Source organism: Aliiglaciecola lipolytica (assembly GCF_018860635.1).
In the GTDB taxonomy this organism is placed as follows: Bacteria; Pseudomonadota; Gammaproteobacteria; order Enterobacterales; family Alteromonadaceae; genus Aliiglaciecola; species Aliiglaciecola lipolytica_A.
This window is the reverse complement of sequence record NZ_JAHKPT010000030.1, coordinates 74301-94908: the sequence shown is the minus strand read 5'-3', so window position 1 is coordinate 94908 and position 20608 is coordinate 74301. Positions and strand designations below refer to the sequence as shown.

Here is a 20608-nt window from a genome sequence, read left to right as displayed (position 1 = left end):
GTTCACAAGCCTAAATGGCCGGACTGGAGTGTTACAAACCAAAATCCTGTAACAGCCGCAGGTCGCTCAGGAAATGTTGACCATATTGTAGATATAACCAATGAGCAATCAATCAAAGATTTATATACAAAAGTGGGACATTTTGATGGGTAACTAATTGGAAATTTTTTGCAAATCAAGCAGCCTTTTAAAGGCTGCTTTTATTCTACATTCTAATCACCGCTATCTACGCCCCCTGTGTAACAGTTGCCGGTCTTTTCTGCGACTTACATTCACTGCCAATGCCTAGCTGGTAACCGTCGCTTCAAACAAATAGGCATCCAACAGATCCTGAAGTCGTGTAGCGTCGCTTTGCTGAGCGCCAAACAGTTTAACCTCGACTCGCATTCCTCGTGGACCACCGACGGTAACATTGACGTCACCAGTGAGTTTATTCTGGGTGAGGATAGATTCGACGGCGCGCTTGACCGCGTCGCGACGAAGCGTTGGTTTAAAGATCTTTCCAACCGCCGTGACTGGGATTGAGTCAACAATATGAATATGTTTGGGCCATGCGGGCCGTTCGCTGATCTCGGTTTGGGCAAACGCTCTGAGTTCGTCTTCGGTGGCAGTCATGTTCGGGAGAAGTTGCACGTAACAGGTCGGCAGTTCGCCGGCGTATACGTCTGGCATCCCCACTGCCGCCGCGACCGCCACCGCTGGGTGGCGCTGAAGGGTATTTTCGATCATCAGCGGATCGATGTTGTGTCCACTGCGAATAATCAGATCCTTCGACCGTCCCGCAATGTAAATCCTGCTTTGAGCGTCAGTGTAGGCGAGGTCACCACTGTTGAGTACACCGTCGACTATGGTCCCTTCGTTTTGTTCGGCGTTCCGGTAGCCCGGTGAGACCGTTGGCCCAGCAATGGTCAGCACGCCGATTTCACCGACTTCGCATTCCGCACCAAGTGAACCATCGTCTTCGAGGCGGCGAACGGTTACTTTAGTGTACGGCAGACGCAATCCCACCGAACCGGCACCGCCTTGGCCCTTGAACGGATTGCAAGAGATGAGACCTGATGCCTCGGTCATGCCTAGGATCTCCTTGAGTTGTATGCCGGTGATCGACTCAAACTTTTCGCGCACAGAAACAGGAAGCGATGAGGCTCCGGTGAGTCCGCTTCGTATTGAGCTGATGTCTGCCCCATCGACAGGAACTTGGATGATCGCACCGATTGACGTCGGCACGCCACCAGCGACCGTGACACCATAACGTTCACAGATCCGCCAAAAATTATTGACCATCGCAGGATTGCGCAGTCCAGATGGCGACATGATAACTACCTCTGTTCCAGCGATGAATGTGCTGATACCGATTAGGATCGTGCCCGCGACATGAAACATTGGAAGCGTGCCGGTCACAACGTCAGCAGACTCGAGGTTCATTAATGCGGCACAGCCATATGCGGCTGTGAGCTGGCCCACGTGGGTGTGGGCAGCAAGTTTTGGCACGCCTGTTGTGCCTCCAGTATGGAAGTACGCAGCAACGTCAGTACCGCTGCCAGGTTTTTCGAAAGTCAATCTATCGGTCGGTTGAGCCGCAATCGCGGCGTAGAAATCAATCACGCCATCAACAGCCGGAGTGCTTGGCGGAGCGACGCGCACAACGATCAGATCAGGCATCTGTTGTTTCAACTCGAGTGACTTTTCCCAGATATCGAGCTGCGGATGTGGCCCGAACGTGACCAGAATTTTCGCCCCAGAGGCTTCAATCAGACCGCGGATGTGCTCCGGTTGAAGTAGGAAATTGATCGGAACCGCGTAACCTGCAGTTTCCGCGCCCCACAGAACGGCGTGGGTCTCGATAAGCGTCGGCAACATGAACGCGACTCCGGGCCGCTCGCCACCAAGACTCGTGAAAAGGTTAGCCGTCTGATGAACAAGTTCCAGTAACTCGGCGTAACTGACTCGGCGAGGCTGTTCGTCGTCATCTCCGGTCATCAGCATCGTCAATGCGGTTCGATTAGCATGGCGCTCAGCTGCTTGGACGAAGACATCGTACACACTGTCTCCGGCAAGACGATCTAGAAGCGGCATTTCAGTCTCAAATCTTTCCACGTCTGATAATGTCAATAGGGGTGACTCAAGCCAATCCGTCATCGGGTTCTCCTCTAGTAAGTACAGGGCAAATAAAAATTCATTTCCCTAAAATGAATATGTATCTTGCCTCATATTTTCCATATTTACCCTTCATGTTTTCACATAATTTGGCACGCAAAGCAAGTGCCTCCCCTGCTATTGTGCAAAGCAATGCTGAATCCCCGGTGACCGTTCAAATCGAAAGTAGCGAGGGATAATAGCTATATTCAGGACAACGCTTCTGTAGCCGCTACTGGGTTTGAATAAACCAAAGCGACTTAGCCGATTCAGATTGTTAAATGAACAGGAACCTTTAATCTACGTTATTCAGCTATAGCTACCATTGCTAAGCACTAGGTTTTTACTAATCAGACTATTTTTATGCATTATCCACATGCGTCTGCGAATGCATAAGTTAACATTTTACATAGCCCAAATAAGCGGTTAACCTTGCCTCCCAAACAACATTGCTGAGACATAATTGTCACAATAAAGCAGGTTTAATCGCCTTTGAAAAAAGGGTGATTTCCACCTTAAATATTCCGGTGTAATAAAATTGAATAAACAACACAGTCTAAAGACACTACTGACTTTTATCCTCCCTTCCCTCATTGGATTACTACTGTTTATGACACCCATTAGTATTGATGGTGCCATTACTATTCCCATTGCAGTCGCCTCCAAAGCATTACAAGCCGAAATGGGCAAGAACATTCAACTTGTGATGACGATTATCGTGATTTTCATGGCCATAGCATCAAGTGTTGTTTCCTTGTGTAAACCTAGAGCCGTGCAACAAAGTGCATTTTTTAATACCCTGCTGACGGTCACACCTTTTTGGTTACTCATGCGAGTGCTCGGCGCTGTATTTATTCTGTTAACCTACCTTCAAGTAGGGCCCACCATCATTACCTCTAGTGATACAGGTGGCTTGGTACTCAATGATTTAATTCCTGTGTTGTTTTCAGTATTCTTATTCGCCGGTATGTTACTGCCATTATTGCTTAATTTCGGGCTACTCGAATTTTGCGGCACGTTGATGACCAAAATTATGCGCCCGATATTTAACCTACCAGGGCGAAGCGCTATTGACTGTATGGCCTCTTGGTTAGGTGATGGCAGTGTGGGGATTTTAATGACCACAAAGCAATATGAGTCACGGTTTTATACCGAGCGCGAAGCCGCAGTCATCGGCACTACTTTTTCGGCGGTTTCTATCACATTTAGTCTAGTGGTGATTACTCAGGTAAAATTAGAACATTTATTTATTCCTTTTTACCTTACCATTAGTTTTGCAGGTATCGTTGCCGCCATTATTGTCCCCAAATTACCCCCGTTATCTTGGAAAAAAGACCATTACATTGATCAATCACCAAGACATGCGGATGATGAAACTGTGCCTAAAGAACACCATGTTTTTTCATGGGGTATTGAACAAGCGCTTACTCGAGCATCTCAAGCGGGCGGTTTTAAATATGTATTTATAGAAGGCATCAAAAATGTTGTCGATATGATATTCGGCGTTATCCCAGTGGTAATGGCCATAGGCACTATTGCTCTGATACTAGCAGAGCACTCGTCTATTTTTAGTTACTTAGGCATGCCATTCATTCCCTTTCTCGAACTTTTACAGATACCAGAAGCCACTGAAGCGTCTAAAACAATAGTGGTGGGATTTGCCGACATGTTTATTCCATCAATTTTAGCCAGTTCAATTGAATCTGATCTCACCCGATTTGTTATTGCGACATTGTCGGTTTGTCAGCTGATTTATATGAGTGAAGTGGGTGCCCTGCTAATAGGCAGTAAAATCCCAGTTAATTTTGGCGAACTATTCGTTATTTTCATCCTGCGCACTATTGTTACTTTGCCTATTATTGCTTTAGCTGGGCATATAATTTTTTAAAGACTGCGTTTATTTCAATAAACAAGATGAGTAACCAGCGCAGATTGCTCTGGTCGCGAGTCAGTTTTTAAGCTGGAGTAGGCATCAGGCATCACATTGTCGAATTTTGATTGTGTTTGGCTGTGCCGGTTCCTAGTCACAGCCCTACCTAATGTGTATAAAATCTAAGTACATAAAATTGCAGACTGCAAAGAGCTTAGGTTTACATTTTCATATGTTTGCACAGCTTTAGTGTCAGCTGAATCCTAGGGTAAGGGTATTTGTAAAGTAGAGCAGTCCATCATGTCAAAGTGCATCTAATCAATAGCTGTTAAATAACACTAAAATGGAATACTAAAATAGCTGAAGGGAGGAATAATGTGCACTTTCCAGATGAAAAGTGCACAGTGGTATTACATCAAATCGAGGCTGAAATTAATCAGCGAACTGCCTTATGATGGCACCTAAGGTTTCTTTAGCATCACCAAATACCATGCGGCAATTTGGTTTAAAGAACAACGGGTTATCAACTCCAGCAAAACCAGATGCCATACCTCGTTTCAGTACAAAGACGTTTTTAGCCAAATCAGCGTTAATAACAGGCATACCATAAATAGGGCTGCCCTTCATTTCGCGAGCCGCGGGGTTAACCACATCATTTGCGCCTATTACCATTGCCACATCAAAATTTTCGATACGTTTGTTGATTTCATCCATTTCGAATAATTGCTCATAAGAAACGTCAGCTTCAGCCAAAAGTACGTTCATGTGTCCAGGCATACGGCCGGCAACAGGGTGAATGGCATAAGCCACTTCCGCTCCATTTTCTTCCAGTAACACCTGTAATTCTTTCATCGCATGTTGAGCCTGAGCCACAGCCATACCGTAACCAGGAATAACAACCACTGACTGCGCTGCTTCTAAAACGTAATAAGCGTCATCTGCAGATAAAGGTTTTACTTCGCCTTCAATTACCATAGTTGACTCTACAACCGGCATAAAACCACTGAATAGGACGTTTGATAATGAACGGTTCATCGCTTTACACATAATACTGGTCAGAATTATGCCACTGGCCCCAACTAAGGATCCGGCTACAATGAGAATATTATTCTGCAGTGCGAATCCTGCAGCACAGGCCGCTAAACCCGAATAACTGTTTAACAGCGAGATAACCACCGGCATATCTGCTCCACCAATAGGCAGAACTAGCATAATACCGAACAGCAGAGCTAAGCCCATCACACTATACAACACCAAGGTAAAACCAGGTGAAAACTCTGGCTGCGCAATAAATAAATACCCGCTAAATAAAATGGCTGTGACTAACAGTAAATTGAAAATCACCTGTCCTTTAAAGGTTACCGCTCTGCCTGTGATCCGCTCACTTAGTTTTGCCCAAGCCACCAAACTTCCGGAAAAGGTTACTGCACCAATTAATAACGCAAGAAAAGTAACCAACATCACGAAGCCAGAAAGTTGGCCATTTGATTCCACTGTTGACCACGCCACAAACACACTCGCAAGTCCTCCGATGCCATTTAACAATGAAACCAGTTCTGGCATCGACGTCATCGCGACTAATCTTGCGGCAAAGAAGCCAACAATACTGCCGGCAACAATCGCAATAGCGATCCATTCAAAACTGACTATATTCTTGTCAAACAAGGTGACAACAATGGCTAAAAGCATCCCTACCGCTGAGAGTAAGTTACCTTTTCGTGCAGATGATGGATGACCTAAAAGTTTTAATCCAAAAATAAATAACGCGGCTGCCAGTACATAAGTAAGATTAATTACCAACGCTGAAGTCGAAGTAGTTTCTATCATTTTAAAGTCCTCTTAATCTTCAGTTGGGATCAATTTTTTTTCTTGAACATGGCAAGCATGCGATCGGTAACTAAATAACCACCGACCACGTTAATCGTGGCTAGAAAAACCGCGAACGCCCCTAAAAATTCAGCGTACTGACCTAAACTGTCATCTCCAGCCAAGGCCAGTGCGCCGACTAAAGTAATCCCTGAAATAGCATTAGCACCAGACATCAAAGGTGTATGCAAAGTAGCCGGAACTTTTTGAATTAATTCGAAACCAACAAAAATCGACAACAATAAAATAAATAATAAATATATGGCTTCCACTATGCTTTCTCCTGCTGGTTGCTAGCTTGTTCGTAGAACGATTGAATCATCTTATTTACAACATTCCCATGGTGGGTAATGATGCAACCAGACTGGACTTCATCTTCAACATCCAATTCAAATCGGTTGTTTTCTTTTGACCAAAACTCACTGATTAAATTATATAAGTTGCTGGCATACATTTGCGTGGCATGCTTAGCCACTCCATTAGCCCAATTGCCAGTTCCAACCAAACTTACCCCATGTCTAACAACTACTTCTCCAGCCACTGATCCTGCGACATTGCCACCGGTTTCCGCAGCCATGTCAACAATGACGCTACCGGGTTTCATCATTGCTATAGTAGCGTCATCGATTAATTGTGGAGGTTTACGACCGAACAATTGTGCAGTAGTGATAACGATATCTGAATCGGCTATGCATTTAGCTTGTTCACGTTGTTGAATTTGCATCTGTTCAGGGGTTAATGCTTGCGCGTACCCTTGACCGGTTTCGCCAGTTTGCCCCAGATCTATATCAAGGAATTTAGCGCCCAACGATTGAACCTGTTCAGCTACAACTGAGCGAGTATCAAATGCGGTCACACTAGCGCCTAGACGCTTCGCAGTGGCGATTGCTTGCAAACCCGCCACTCCAGCACCAATCACAAACACTTTGGCTGGCTTCAAAGTACCAGCCGGAGTCATCATCATAGGTAATACTGTGTCGAGTGTATTAACTGCCTGCATTATCATGACATACCCAGCTAAACTCGCCTGAGAGCTCAACGCATCCATTTTTTGGCAGCGACTGATTCTGGGGATCATTTCCATACTGATGCTAGTAATATTGGCTGAACATAACTTATCTACAAAACTCTGTTCATTGAAAGGGTCCAAATAGCTAACAATGAGCGCTTCTGGTTTTAACAAACTAATCTCATCTGCTGTAAGTTTATGTAGGCTAAGTACAATATCTGCTTTTTTTAACAATTCATCTCGGTCAGTGATAACTTCTGCACCAGCGTCTTGATAATCACTATCCTGAATGTGAATCGCCTCACCTATACCCGACTGGACACAGACATCAGCACCTAATAGCGTATAAGCTTTTACGTTGATTGGCATTACTGAGCAACGCTTCTCACCAGGCTTACACTCAGCTGGAAAAGCAATAACAGGCATATACCCTCTCCTAATTTAAATGATTTAATGTAGATACTATGCCCGTATATGTTGTGAAATAGTTATTCATATTGTTTATATAGAATATCAAATTGATAAGTTACTCTTAATAAATTCATGAGATGAACAACACAATTATTACGACAAATTACATCTAAGGGCAGTGATAGCAAGGGATATAGGGCGACGAGGAATTATATTGGACAGGCTATTTATACATATTAAGCAGTTAAAATATTCACTAAATAATTCGATTTTGGTTTTCTATTTGAAACACATTTATAAATACATTGGGATAACTTTTTCTTATGATTGAATAACTTGAATTCCTACGTTGTGGCAACTTGCAATAAAAGCAGGTATTTGAGCATCAGGAAGGGAAACCTGAATTCGCACCATTTCCGCATATTCACATTCATCGATTACACCATGATGCTGGTTTGTAAGGTGCCGTATAAATTGTTCATGTTTAAAGTCGCTTAGCAGATGCAAAGGCAATAACACTATTTGCTCTTGAATGGGCAATGCTTCGATTACTTGTTGGGCAGAATTAGAGTAAGCCCTTACCAACCCGCCAGCACCTAGTTTTATGCCACCAAAGTAACGAGTAACAACCAGCATAATATCGCCGATACCTTTATGCTGGAGTACATTTAAAATCGGCTTTCCAGCCGTTCCACTGGGTTCCCCGTCATCAGACATAGCAACACTAGCAGGTGAATCAGGGTTACCTAATAAGTATGCCCAGCAATGATGGCGGGCATCGGGATATTGCAATTTTATTAACGCAAGTTGCTCCATAGCCTGCTCTCGACTGTTTGCGAAACTAGCACAGGCGATAAACTTGCTCTTTTTGACCTCATAGGTCTGTTCGGTGATTTTTGCTGGAATAGGATAGGACATAAGCAATGCATTATACCTAATTCCTATGGAAAATATTGTATAAAAGACTGGGTTATTGTGTGTCCCTTGCTCACCAAAGCACAACCCGTAATATAAACCGTAAACTTTCAACACAAACTTCAAAAAATTAGACGTTACACGACTACTTGTGACTACAAAACCTATAAGCGCCAGCATAAAATCATCTTAGCTATTTATTTTTCAGTCGCGAAAATGACTTGAGTCTAATCATAGGAACGCGCCACAGCAAAAGCTTAAAGTCAACAATCTAAGGGCGGGCGTACTTTCAGCTCGAATCCCCCTCGGTTAGCCTAATAATCAAAACGTCGCAGTAAAATTACGACTTATATACGCCCAAGGTCTTATCTACTTTAATTCCCTGCCCTTGTATGATCTAACAACTGAAAACTTTCAAGATGACTTACAAATCAAATTTCAAGAGAAGTAGAAAAGAAGATACGAGTTAACTTACAAATGCGAGAAACAAAATGTCTTATAAAAGTGAATACGACCTATCTATTACTCAACCAGAAAAATTCTGGATGGAAAAAGCATCGAAGTTACCTTGGTACAACCAGCCCAAAAACATATTGAGCAAGGATAACAACGGGGTTCATCGCTGGTTTGAAGATGGCGTAATGAATACCTGTTATATGGCAGTGGATTACCACGCAGAGCAAGGGCTAGGCGAGCAAATTGCGATCTTCTACGATTCCCCCGTCACAAATTCAAAAAGCAGTTACACCTATCGTCAACTTAGAGACGAAGTTGCGCTATTTGCTGGGGTTTTAGCCGAACAAGGCGTAGGAAAAGGCGATCGTGTGGTTATATATATGCCAATGGTTGCTGAGGCCGTTATTGCAATGTTAGCAGTGGCTCGCTTAGGAGCAATTCATTCAGTCGTGTTTGGTGGTTTTGCCCCTCACGAGTTAGCAATGCGGATTGACGATGCTGAGCCTAAAGTGTTGGTAACGGCTTCGTGCGGAATCGAAGTATCAAAAATTATCGAATATAAACCTTATGTTGACGAAGCTATTCGACAAGCGAAACATAAAGTTGAGCACTGTATCGTGCTACAACGAGAACAGTCAAAAGCAGAACTGATAGCGGGTCGTGACCTAGATTGGCACACTGCCACCTCAGCAGCGACACCAGCCTCATGTGTGCCGGTGAAAGGCACAGATCCATTGTATATTCTGTACACTTCCGGTACCACCGGCAAACCCAAAGGCGTAGTTCGAGATAATGGCGGACATGCTGTGGCTTTGCATTACTCAATGGATGCGGTTTATAACATGAAGCAAGGCGAGGTTTTTTGGGCTGCATCTGATGTAGGTTGGGTAGTAGGTCATTCGTATATTGTCTATGGACCGCTTTTAAAAGGTTGCACGACTATTGTCTACGAAGGCAAACCAATCAGAACACCAGATGCCAGCGCTTTTTGGCGCGTCGCACAAGAATATAATGTGAAAACCTTATTTGCCGCACCAACGGCGTTTCGAGCTATTCGTAAAGAAGATCCAGAAGCAACATTATTAGCCGATTTTCCGTTGCAAAATCTTCAAACTATTTTTATGGCCGGAGAAAGACTCGATCCCCCGACTTATCAATGGACTTGCGAAAAAACCGGTAAGCCAGTTATTGACCATTGGTGGCAAACAGAAACGGGCTGGGCGATTTGTGCAAACATGCTGGGAATTGAAAGCAAGCCAGCAAAACCCGGCTCTGCAACCTTACCAGTACCAGGTTTCGACGTGCAGATTTTAGATGATGAGGGCAATCAAATGCCTCCTTGCAAACAAGGTTCAATCGCTATTAAATTGCCAATGCCACCAGGTTGTTTACCAACGATATGGGGCAATCAGGATCGCTTCGTCGCCGGTTACCTTACGCAAAATCCAGGATATTATTGCTCTGGTGATGGTGGATACAAAGATGAAGATGGGTACGTTTTCATCATGGGTCGAACAGATGATGTCATCAATGTTGCTGGTCACCGACTTTCTACCGGAGAAATGGAGGAAATTTTAGCCGCCCACCCGGCAGTTGCCGAGTGCAGTGTGATTGGTGTTCACGATAGTTTAAAAGGTCAAGTGCCTATCGGTATGGTGCTTCTCAAAGACGGTGTCGATATCGATGAAGCTAAGCTGCAAGCAGAGTTGATTGCAAATGTTAGACATGAGATAGGGCCTATAGCCTGTTTCAGCCGTGCTATTGTTGTACAACGCTTACCTAAAACACGTTCAGGTAAAATTCTGCGTAAATTATTACGCCAGATATCTGCAGGGGAATCTTATAACATCCCTTCTACTATTGATGATCCAGAAAGTGTCACAGAAATCGCTTCGATTATGGACAAACAAGGCTTAATTACTATTGAACAGGCGTCTTAGTACAAAAAAATCTCAAACTTCACTGCGGACAAACCACAAAATGTGAAAATCCGCAGTACGTTATATTTTTGGTGTAATTCCCAACGCACCCTTGCTCACTTACTAGTGGGCTTTTTTATGTCCAAAATAACGTTGAGGAAACAGACACAATCAATACACCTATGCTGATTAGCCAACTCTAGTCAAAGGTCATTTTAAAGTAGAAAATCCGGAATATTGTGTGTCACACTGCTTGAGCGGTGAAATTTTTAAAAATATCGAACTGATTTACCGGAACTGGCTTTTGGAAAAAGTACCCCTGACCATACTGGCATTTCAAGTTACGCAAAAATTGATAGCATTGATATGTTTCTATACCTTCAGCAATAATTTCCATATTCAATTCGTGACCCATAGCGATGATTGTTGATGCAATAGTGTTATTTGCAGGCATAAAACTTTTATCTATTTTTAATACATCAAACGGCAAGTTTTTTAAATAACTTAAACATGAGTAACCTGTGCCAAAGTCGTCCAGTAACAATTTGGCTCCTAATTCAGATAATTCATATAACGTCTGAACACTAACTTTATCTTCTGTGATTGCACTGTTTTCAGTGATTTCAATATGGATAGAATCGGCAGCTAAATTTAGCCGACTTAACGTATCAGACAGGCGCTGACTAAAACGTTTATCTTTCAATTGAAGAGTCGAAACGTTAATTGCCATGGCATGCTCAGTAGCGCCTGCGTCTTGCCAAATTTTACATTGCTGACAAGCCTGTTCCATCACCCAACTTCCGATATCAATAATTAGCCCCGCATTTTCAGCAATTGGAATAAATTCGTCTGGTCCAACAGCTCCATTTTCTGCATTAGTCCAACGCAACAGCGTCTCACTTCCTACAGTACGATTATCAGCAAGAGCCACTATAGGTTGATAAACAAGGCTTAGTTCCTCATTGTTAATAGCTTGATGAAGTTGCGCCGCCAAGGTTAATCTGCGATTTAATTTACTTCCAGATTGCATATCGTAAGATTGAAATTGGTTCTTTCCTGCATTTTTCGCCTGATACATGGCGGCATCAGCATGCTTTAAAAGTGAGTTGGTATCTTCACCATTTTGAGGGTAACAGGCAATCCCAATACTGGCGGTAATAAAAGATTCCATGTTGGCTAATTTGATTGGTTGGCGAACGGCTTCTATGATTCTGTGGGCTATATTATCAATTGTCTCAACTAATTCGAAGCAATCCGTTACGGCAACAAATTCATCACCACCAAAACGCAACACTGAATCACATTCGCGAACGGTATGCGCTATGCGTTCGGCCATTTCAACTAGCAATTTGTCGCCCACTGAGTGCCCAAGGGTATCATTAATATCTTTAAAACGATCCAAATCGATAAACATCACAGCGAATTGAGCTTTATTTCTATGTGCTTTAGCAACGGCGGCGTTAATCGTGTGTTCTAATAAGTTTCTATTGGGCAAACCAGTTAAAGAGTCGTTATAGGCTAGCTGTTTTATGCGTTCTTCGCTTTTTGCAAGGGCCTTCATTGCCTCTTCTCTTTTATTCAGAACAGCAGTTACGGCCTTTGAAATTATATGTGTAAAAAACAACACTATCATCGATGTGAACACAATTAGTAAAATGGTAATTTGGGAGATGAAATCAACCGTTTTTTCAACAGGCTGTTCGAATAGAATTGAATTATTACGAAATTCATTGAGGGCGAAAACTAACTGATCTTGCACGTTTTGTGACGTAATCTCACCGTTTTCATATTGGCTTATTACCTGCAGGGTTTGGTTGGCAACCTCCAAATCCTTCTCACACAATGCAATGACTTCATCGGTGCCAATTAGGCCCATAAAAAATTGTTCGGAAGCTCCAACCATTTCAAGGCATTCAAAAGGTTGTTGACGAATACGCACAATCACAGAGCGAATCTCAGTCATATCAGCCGTGCTACCTGCAGACGCTAAGCGTTTTGGAACTGAAATTAACCCATTCAATTCAAGTGTGTGTTTAAAATGACGAATGTTCAGTTGATGGAAGTGGCTACTTTTGTCGAGCTTAAAGAAACTCCAAATCATAACAACTGAAAATAGAAAGATTATTACTGTGAGGAAGGCTAATGCTTTTTTAACCCTACTATTTTCTAAAACCATTTTTTATTGTGCTCTGTAATCTACATCCATAACTGGAGCCACTTGGAATCTGTTCGTATTTCGAAAGTTCCAATCGTTACCTCAACTTATTTATAGCACATTTCAGTAAAATATGAGGTTAATTATTGATTCAAAAACCAACAACACCTAAAACTATTCTTACAAAATCGGAATAATGCTAGCAACAGAAATTATGCGGATTGAAACTTGTTGGAGTTTATTAATGCTTATAACTATTTTCAGCAAAGTTTTTAAGATGCTTTGGGCCTTTTTGTCGAGTTAGTCACTTCATATATTTGGGTGTTTAATTAAGTTTAGCGGAGTAAAAGCAGGTGGGAGCGATAATGTCATCAAATCCACAAAAGTGAGATGACATTATCAACAAAGATTGCTTTTTTACAGTCATAGCCTCGATTTGACTAGTAACTCAAATGAAATTCTTAATTTATACTATTTTATTCAATTCTGAATTTGCTGGATATAATCATTCCTACGGCTCTTTGGACTTCAGTATGCATTCGTTGTGCATCTTCTCCACCAAGGGTGCCGCAAGACATCATTTTTTCACAAGTTTGTCCAGATATACGGCTTCCGGTCCCGACTTTGGGTGCTGGAGTGTTACGCAGAATTTGCAGTTGATCGATAAAGAATTCCTGTAAGTCTTGAGGGTTAACAACAATACGCTCTATGCTATTGTCGTTACCTGGAGGAAGCGGTTGATTTAATTCGATGAGACGTTCTCTAGCGGCTTCTATTTTATAAGCGGCCTTATTGTAAAGAGCAATAGATTTATCTTGTTGATCTGCACCAAATAGTTGGCTGTCATACATCTTGCCCAATAAATAACTCGCTTTAGACATATTATGTTCAGATGCTAATTCTAGCCATTCTCTTGCTTCATCGTAATCTTTTTCCTCTATCTCACCTTCTAGATAAACGACACCGAGGACATAAGCTGCGTCATACACTTTATTTTTAGCGGCCTTTTTCAGGTAACTTATTCCCTTGCTAGGGTCGTCGTCCGTAGCACCTGAGATATACATCAATCCCGCTTTATACTGTGCGGTAGCCTGATTCCATTTAGCTGCCTTCTTGTACATCCGAAGCGCTCGCGAATTATCCTTATCCGTACCGTATCCGGTGACATAAAAATTACCTAATGTCTCCATTGCGCTAGGGTGACCTTTTTTTGAATACTTTTTAAATTCCTTGAAGGTTTTCACACAGTGATCTTCGCTACATTCACTAAAATCAAAGGCAATAGACAGTGGTGTGACGGTTACAGTTACCACAATCAATAAAATTTTTCTGAGCTGAACAAACATAGTTGAAACTCTCCGTGTCATAGGTTGGTTAATATTTAAAACAATAAATTATGCAACGAGTTTTTGTTAAAAAATAAATAACTTATTGATTACATTGCTTTTACACAATATCCACTATGGACTGTTACAAAATAATTGTCACCTTTTAATTTGTTTTCAGCTTATTGCAGATAAAACAATAAACTCGCGCATTGTGAGTTTACTGCTGTAGATATTTAACCACATTGAAAATACTGCGATCTTCTGGATCACGCTTGATTTCAAATCCTAAACTTTCGCAAAAACCTAACATTCCTGTGTTTTCAGCCAAAACCATGCCCTCCATTCGCTCTAACCCCTTTGCCTTGGCACTTTCTATAAGTGCATTCATTAAGCGCACAGCGATGCCTTTACGATGCCAATCATCGGCCACCACGACAGCAAATTCACAACTTACTTTATCAATATTGGTGATGTAGCGAGCAACGCCTATTTCACGTTCCATTTTGCCGCTGCTTATTACTGCCAGTAATGCCATTTCTAAGTCGTAATCGATCTGTGTAAAGCGCACCAACATACTTTGCGGCAGCTCTTTAATGCTTTGCATAAAACGAAAATACTTTGCAGTGGGTGACAAAGTACTCACAAATTGACGTTCTAAATTAGCATCTTCGGGTCTAATTGGGCGGATTTCCAATAACACACCAGAGCTAAGCTCTTCTGTTTTTGCCAGTTCCATTGGGTACGGATGAATTGCCATATGGTCATAACGTCCGGTTTGCGAATGCGCTTCAATGAAAATTTTAGCATCTAAAGCAATAGCATCGTATTCATCAACCACCAACGGATTAATTTGCAATTCTTTAATCCAAGGCAACTCACAGGCCATTTCAGATAAACGTAACAAGACATGCTCAATGGCCCCCATATTACATCCCGGAAGTTGCCTAAATGCCCCTAACATTTTGGCAATACGTGTATTGTTCATTAACTCACGGGCTAGGGTTTTATTCAGTGGTGGGATTGCCACCTCTCGGTCGCCCATAATTTCTGTTGCGATGCCACCAGCAGCAAAAGTAATTATTGGACCAAAAACAGTATCATTAGATATGCCAACCAACACTTCCCTGCTGCGTTTTTTAATGTACATGGCTTCAACTGTTACACCACTTATTTCCGCTTCGGGGAAGTATTTGGAAACCGAATCTATAATATCGTGATAAGCATTTTTAACCGCCTCGTCGTTTGAAATACCCAATCTCACGCCACCCACATCAGACTTATGGGAAATGGTTTTACTGTAAACCTTCATCACAACGGGATAACCGATGGTTTTAGCAATCTGGATTGCTTCGTTTATATCATGGGCCAAACTAGCATGCGTTGTAGAAATATTGTACGAATCAAGGACTGCCATTGACTCTAAATCAGTCAAGACCGTGCGCCCTTCACTCAACGCATGCTCAATGACTGACTTAGCCGCTTCAGTATTGACCTTTTCTTCCTTTTGCAAAGGATCGGGTGCTTGCAATAAAAGACGTTGGTTACGAGTAAAATTGCGCAAATAGGAAAATGCTTCAATGGCAGCTTCTGGTGTGGTGAAGGTTGGAACTTGATTATCTTCTAAATAGGTTCTTCCTTCAGCCACCATTTCCCCGCCCATAAAACAGCAAATAATAACTTTTGATGATTTTTTGGAGGCATCTACAATTTCTTTGGCCACTTGCAATGGTTGCGTCATTGATTGCGGAGACAAAATAATCACTATGCCATGCATAGTTTTATCCTTTAAACATAAGGAAAGAACTTGCTGATAACGCTCCGGCGTTGCATCACCAATAATATCGATAGGATTGTCTTTAGACCAATTGGCTGGCAGCACTTGGTTCAATTGTTTTTCTGTATCTTCACTTAACGAAATTAAATTTAAATTTAAATCAGTTGCGCGGTCAGCAGCAATAGCCCCTGGACCTCCGCCGTTGGTGATAATTGCTAAGTTTTCACCTTCTAAACGTTTGTTGGTAGACAACACTGTCGCGCCAACAAAGAGATCAAAAACCCGATAGCCTCTCACCGCGCCTGCTTGGCGTAACACTGCGTTAAATACGTCGTCCTCTCCAGAGGTTACTCCAGTATGCATTTGCGCAGCCATGGTACCTTTATTATGTCGCCCTACTTTCAACACCAAAACCGGCTTCACCCGAGACGCACGTTTTAGCTCACTTATAAATGAGCGGGCATGATTGATGCCTTCAATATACAAAAGAATGCTTTTAGTCCGTGAATCGTAGGTTAGGTAATCGAGTAATTCCCCAAATTGCACGTCAGCAGCACAACCAATAGATACCACCGCAGAAAACCCCAACTTACGAGATTTAGCCCAGTCAAGAATCGATGTACACAATGCACCAGATTGGGACACCAGTGCCAAACTACCTTGATTAATTTCGCCACTGTGAAACGTTGCATTAAGACCCGTTACCGGACGAGCCACCCCAAGACAATTAGGTCCAATAAGACGAATTTTGTATCGCTTAGCCGTTTGTTGTACTGCATCTTCAAGCTTTTTGCCTTCTTCATTGGCTTCTCCAAACCCAGCAGATAAGATGATCGCGGCTTTCACACCTGATTTTCCACACTCTTCCATCAATTGATTGGTAATCGAAGCGGGCGCGGCAATAATAGCCAATTCAACGGGTTTGTAGATTTCTGAAATGCTGTTGAAGCATCGTCGACCGAGGACTTCGGCATGACGAGGATTAATAAAATAAATAGGTCCTTTGAACTCACCTGAGGTTAAATTGAGAGACACCGTCTTTCCGATCGATGATTCGCGCTCACTTGCGCCGAACAAGGCGATTGAACTTGGGGAAAAAAATGAATGTAAATAATGTTTCATTTAAAATCTCTTAGATGTTAGCGCTTTTGTTTTGCTATCATTATCCCATACAACTTATAGGGTTATTTTATGTCTTCTACGGCTTTTATTACACATCCTAATTGTTTACTCCATGAAATGGGAGATGAACATCCTGAAAGCCCAGCTCGTTTGCATGCAATCCAAGATGGCTTAATTCAATTTGGATTGGCTGACTTCATACTCAATATCCCTTCACAAAAAGTATCTAAAGATCTGTTAAAGCAAACTCACACTCCGCGCCATGTTGAACAGATTGAACAATTTTCACCGCCAAAAGGCCAGTACTTTCCGGTAGATGATGAAACGAAAATGAATCATGCATCTTTCGAGGCTGCTTTATTTTCTGCTGGTGCAGGTATAGTTGCTATTGATGGTTTATTCAATCAAAAATTTAAAAATGCTTTTTGTGCCGTAAGACCACCAGGTCATCATGCCGAAAAAGATCAAGCCATGGGATTTTGTCTTTTCAACAATATTGCGGTTGCGGCGACCTACGCCAAAGAGCAATATAATCTTACACGCATTGCAATTTTAGACTTTGATGTACATCATGGAAATGGCACTGAAGACATTCTGAAAAATGACCCTGCAATACTATTTTTATCTTCATACCAGTATCCGTTTTATCCTTACACCATACCTGAAAAAGCCGCTGAAAATTGCTTACATTACCCATTACCAGCCGGCACCGATTCTCAAACATTTCGACAATGTTACGCTGAACGGGTGTTGCCTGAACTACAAAAATTTGCACCTGAACTAATTCTTATCTCCGCTGGTTTTGATGGTCATCATACCGACCCACTTGCAGATTGGGATTTGTTAGACTCGGATTATTCTTGGTTAACTCAGCAAATCATGGACATCGCAGATACCTGTTGCGACGGAAAAATAGTTTCATTTTTAGAAGGTGGGTATAGTTTATCGGCACTTAGAACAGGTGCTATTGCACATATTAAAACGTTAATGAAGATCTAAGATTTACTATGCTGCAAGGGCGTTGATATTGGCAGCCAGCACAATCATCTTGTGTGGCTACCACTGGTGGGGAGTAATTTGCAGAATTTATTTGTTTAGCGAGCTTATGAGGGTTTCTACTTGTTCAAAAGTAGGAGGATTACAACCTATGCTTTCAACATTTAGACCGGCAGCCACAGCACCAAACCTTAGACCATCCATCAAAGTTTCTTCAGGGGCAGAGGTGCAAAGCGCATCATTTTTTAACAGGCGCGCAAGCATGGCAGAGAAAAACGTGTCACCAGCCCCTACCGTATCACCAAACACAGCCGGCTTATGGACTGCTTGAAATAAATTGTATTGATCGGTTATTAGGTGCGATCCGCCCTCTCCCAAAGTTAAAACTACCATGCCATTTTCCATTCTATCGAGCATAGATTTAGCATGAAATTCTGGTTTACCGTAAAGGCCTTTTAGCTGCAGATCTTCATCGCTCACCTTGACAATATCGGCGAACTCTACGAATCGCCATATCGACGCTACGTATTGATGATGATTTTCTTCAACGCCTTTCCGGACGTTAACATCGATACTAATTTTCACGCCACGTGACTTCAAAGTGGTAATAACTGGAATCAACACTTCGAGCATTTCAGGCACGATTGCTAGAGAGCCGGTGTGAAAAAGGTCAAGATCATCCGGCAGCATTGATAATAGTTTTTCTGAGGTAATATCTAAATCTGCAACTGACTTTCGATACAAACGGTAGTTCGGTTTTCCATCTTCAGCTTTATACACCAAAGCAAGAGACGTATTTTTGCTTGAACGATTATTTGCAGGAACATGAATTCCTTCACTAATGACTGAACTATGGATTTTTTCACCTAAATAATCCGTCGATATGGGTGATAAATAAGTACAGTCAATTGCTTGTTTAACGAAGCTTCTAGCCACGTTGAACGGTGAACCACCGATGAAAGGTTGATAACTTCCATCTTGTTGCTGAATCATGTCAAACAACGCCTCACCAAATACGGCAACTTTAGGAATAGCCATAGTAACTCCAAAATTCTAAAAATAAGCCAAGTCGACTAAAGCTAGCCGACGTTATGCAAAAGCACAAATATTAACTCTAGTATCCCTAAGATACCGCTAACGCTGTGCTATTAATAATTGACTGCATGTGTTTTTTCACATTTGGATCGGTATAGATCGCCTTTAAGTGTTTTTTATAGACGTCCATGAAACCTTGGTTTTTGTTTAAATCTCCAAAAATTGAAGTCATTTCCAAAAACGAAGCGGGATTCACTGCATATTTAGCGGCTGCAACATGCAACTGCTGAGACATCACATCTATGATAGTGATCTCTTTGCCGTGACGATCAGTCTGTTTGTCGCTGTAATAACACCATGCAGCTAATACCAGTGCAGCGCACTGGATATCGCCTTCTTGACGCAAATTATCGTTGATAGTTGGAATTAAGAAAGTCGCCAATTTCGAAGCACTTTCAGAACAAATTCGCGTTAAATGATCTTTAATATTCGGGTTTGCAAAGCGAATTAGTAACGTTTGTTTATACTCATCTAAGTCAATTCCACTTACCGGAGGCAAAATAGGCGTGACTTCATTGTCCATAAATAATTGCAAAAACTGACGGAAAACAGGATCTTGAATACTCTCATCAATCGTCTCAAAACCATGGATTGACCCCAAAATACCAAGCACTGAATGGCCTGCATTTAACAGTCTTATTTTCATGTTTTCGTAAGGTGTCACATCGGCAACAAATTGCGCTCCAACTTTCTGCCACTGCGGTCTACCTACGCTGAACTTATCTTCAATTATCCATTGATGGAAAGGTTCGCAAGTGACTGGCCATTCATCTGATACCCCCATTTTCGATGCCAAATAATTAATATCAGCTGGGGTTGTTACCGGAGTAATGCGATCGACCATGGCATTGGGAAACGGAACTTCTTGTTCAATCCATTTGGCCAGCTCAAAATCAACTTTTCGGCTGTACGCCAGCAACATTTTACGGGCAACATCACCATTGTGCTGAATATTGTCACAAGATTGCACCGTAAAAGGAGGTAGCCCCCTTTCCATACGCAGTTTCAGTGCAGCTGTCAAAAAACCAAAAACTAAACGAGGAGCAAATGGATTCGCTAAATCATGAATGACATCAGGATTGTCAAAATCAAACTCATTGGTCGCTGGATTAAAATTGTAACCACCTTCAGTAATCGTTAGCGAAACTATTTTGGTATCGACATCCGCCATTTTCTGGATGACCGAATTAGGCTCATCACATCCCATCAAGAAATCGGTCATGCAACCAATCACCTGATTTTCTATCGTGCCATTAGGATGTTTTACAATTAGCGTGTAAAGGTAATTTTGCTGTTCAAGAATTGATTTCATTTTGCGATCAGCATCTCTTAATCCGACCCCGCAAATACCCCAATTAAGGTCGCCCGTTTGATTCATGTAAGCGTCGGTATAATAAGCTTCATGAGAACGGTGAAAACCACCAACACCTACATGCACAATTCCAGCTTTGACTTTTTTACGGTCGTAATTGGGCACCGAAATACCGCTAGGTAGATGGTGAAGGTTATCTTCATTTAGACGAACATTGGATTGAGTATTCATTAACCTTCCCCTT

13 protein-coding genes and 1 pseudogene are annotated in these 20608 nt (G+C 42.1%); 4 read left to right on the top strand and 10 right to left on the bottom strand.

All coding sequences use genetic code 11. The annotated features are described in order from the left end of the window. Nucleotides 1–36: 36 nt before the first annotated feature. A pseudogene (locus tag KO530_RS22020) lies at nucleotides 37–147 on the top strand (short chain dehydrogenase); the annotation flags it as partial. Nucleotides 148–285: 138 nt separating this feature from the next. Here the strand turns inward: KO530_RS22020 and KO530_RS16720 are convergent. Next, nucleotides 286–2139, bottom strand: a complete 1854-nt coding sequence (locus KO530_RS16720) for an acyl-CoA synthetase (protein WP_216049599.1) — start codon at nucleotides 2137–2139, stop codon at nucleotides 286–288. Nucleotides 2140–2746: 607 nt separating this feature from the next. On the opposite strand from KO530_RS16720, the gene KO530_RS16715 reads away from it, so the two are divergent. Then, nucleotides 2747–4024 (top strand): YjiH family protein, encoded by a 1278-nt coding sequence (locus KO530_RS16715; RefSeq protein WP_216049598.1) that lies wholly within the window; start codon nucleotides 2747–2749, stop codon nucleotides 4022–4024. Nucleotides 4025–4438: 414 nt separating this feature from the next. Here KO530_RS16715 and KO530_RS16710 read toward each other — a convergent pair whose 3' ends face one another. The 4 genes from KO530_RS16710 to KO530_RS16695 form a co-directional block, all read right to left on the bottom strand. Then, on the bottom strand, nucleotides 4439–5833 hold the full coding sequence (locus tag KO530_RS16710; protein ID WP_216049597.1) for an NAD(P)(+) transhydrogenase (Re/Si-specific) subunit beta: 1395 nt from the start codon (nucleotides 5831–5833) through the stop codon (nucleotides 4439–4441). A 29-nt stretch (nucleotides 5834–5862) separates the two neighbouring features. Next, entirely contained in the window at nucleotides 5863–6144 is a 282-nt protein-coding gene (locus tag KO530_RS16705; protein WP_216049596.1) for an NAD(P) transhydrogenase subunit alpha, read from the bottom strand. Then, nucleotides 6144–7307: an NAD(P) transhydrogenase subunit alpha gene (locus KO530_RS16700; RefSeq protein ID WP_216049595.1), complete on the bottom strand. Its 1164-nt coding sequence runs from the start codon at nucleotides 7305–7307 to the stop codon at nucleotides 6144–6146. The genes KO530_RS16705 and KO530_RS16700 overlap by 1 nt, the downstream gene beginning before the upstream one ends. A gap of 306 nt (nucleotides 7308–7613) precedes the next feature. Beyond that, nucleotides 7614–8210, bottom strand: a complete 597-nt coding sequence (locus KO530_RS16695; RefSeq protein ID WP_216049594.1) for a YigZ family protein — start codon at nucleotides 8208–8210, stop codon at nucleotides 7614–7616. A gap of 488 nt (nucleotides 8211–8698) precedes the next feature. Between KO530_RS16695 and KO530_RS16690 the strand changes: the two genes are divergently transcribed. After that, nucleotides 8699–10603, top strand: coding sequence for a propionyl-CoA synthetase (locus KO530_RS16690; RefSeq protein WP_216049593.1), 1905 nt, complete (start codon nucleotides 8699–8701; stop codon nucleotides 10601–10603). A gap of 223 nt (nucleotides 10604–10826) precedes the next feature. Here the strand turns inward: KO530_RS16690 and KO530_RS16685 are convergent, their stop codons facing one another. The 3 genes from KO530_RS16685 to KO530_RS16675 form a co-directional block, all read right to left on the bottom strand. Further along, nucleotides 10827–12758, bottom strand: a complete 1932-nt coding sequence (locus KO530_RS16685; RefSeq protein WP_216049592.1) for a putative bifunctional diguanylate cyclase/phosphodiesterase — start codon at nucleotides 12756–12758, stop codon at nucleotides 10827–10829. Nucleotides 12759–13213: 455 nt separating this feature from the next. Further along, a complete protein-coding gene (locus tag KO530_RS16680) occupies nucleotides 13214–14083 on the bottom strand; it encodes a tetratricopeptide repeat protein (RefSeq protein ID WP_216049591.1) in 870 nt (289 codons plus the stop codon). A 199-nt stretch (nucleotides 14084–14282) separates the two neighbouring features. Then, nucleotides 14283–16961, bottom strand: coding sequence for a bifunctional acetate--CoA ligase family protein/GNAT family N-acetyltransferase (locus tag KO530_RS16675; RefSeq protein WP_216049590.1), 2679 nt, complete (start codon nucleotides 16959–16961; stop codon nucleotides 14283–14285). 69 nt (nucleotides 16962–17030) lie between these two features. Here KO530_RS16675 and KO530_RS16670 point away from each other — a divergent pair, with 69 nt between their 5' ends. Then, nucleotides 17031–17960: a histone deacetylase family protein gene (locus KO530_RS16670; protein WP_216049589.1), complete on the top strand. Its 930-nt coding sequence runs from the start codon at nucleotides 17031–17033 to the stop codon at nucleotides 17958–17960. Nucleotides 17961–18047: 87 nt separating this feature from the next. On the opposite strand, the gene KO530_RS16665 is transcribed toward KO530_RS16670, so the two are convergent. Beyond that, complete coding sequence (locus KO530_RS16665) at nucleotides 18048–18995, bottom strand: PfkB family carbohydrate kinase (protein ID WP_252729338.1); 948 nt, start codon at nucleotides 18993–18995, stop codon at nucleotides 18048–18050. A gap of 85 nt (nucleotides 18996–19080) precedes the next feature. Further along, nucleotides 19081–20595 carry a mannitol dehydrogenase family protein gene (locus KO530_RS16660; RefSeq protein ID WP_216049588.1) on the bottom strand — a complete coding sequence of 505 codons (1515 nt, stop codon included), beginning with the start codon at nucleotides 20593–20595 and terminating at the stop codon, nucleotides 19081–19083. Nucleotides 20596–20608: the final 13 nt, after the last annotated feature.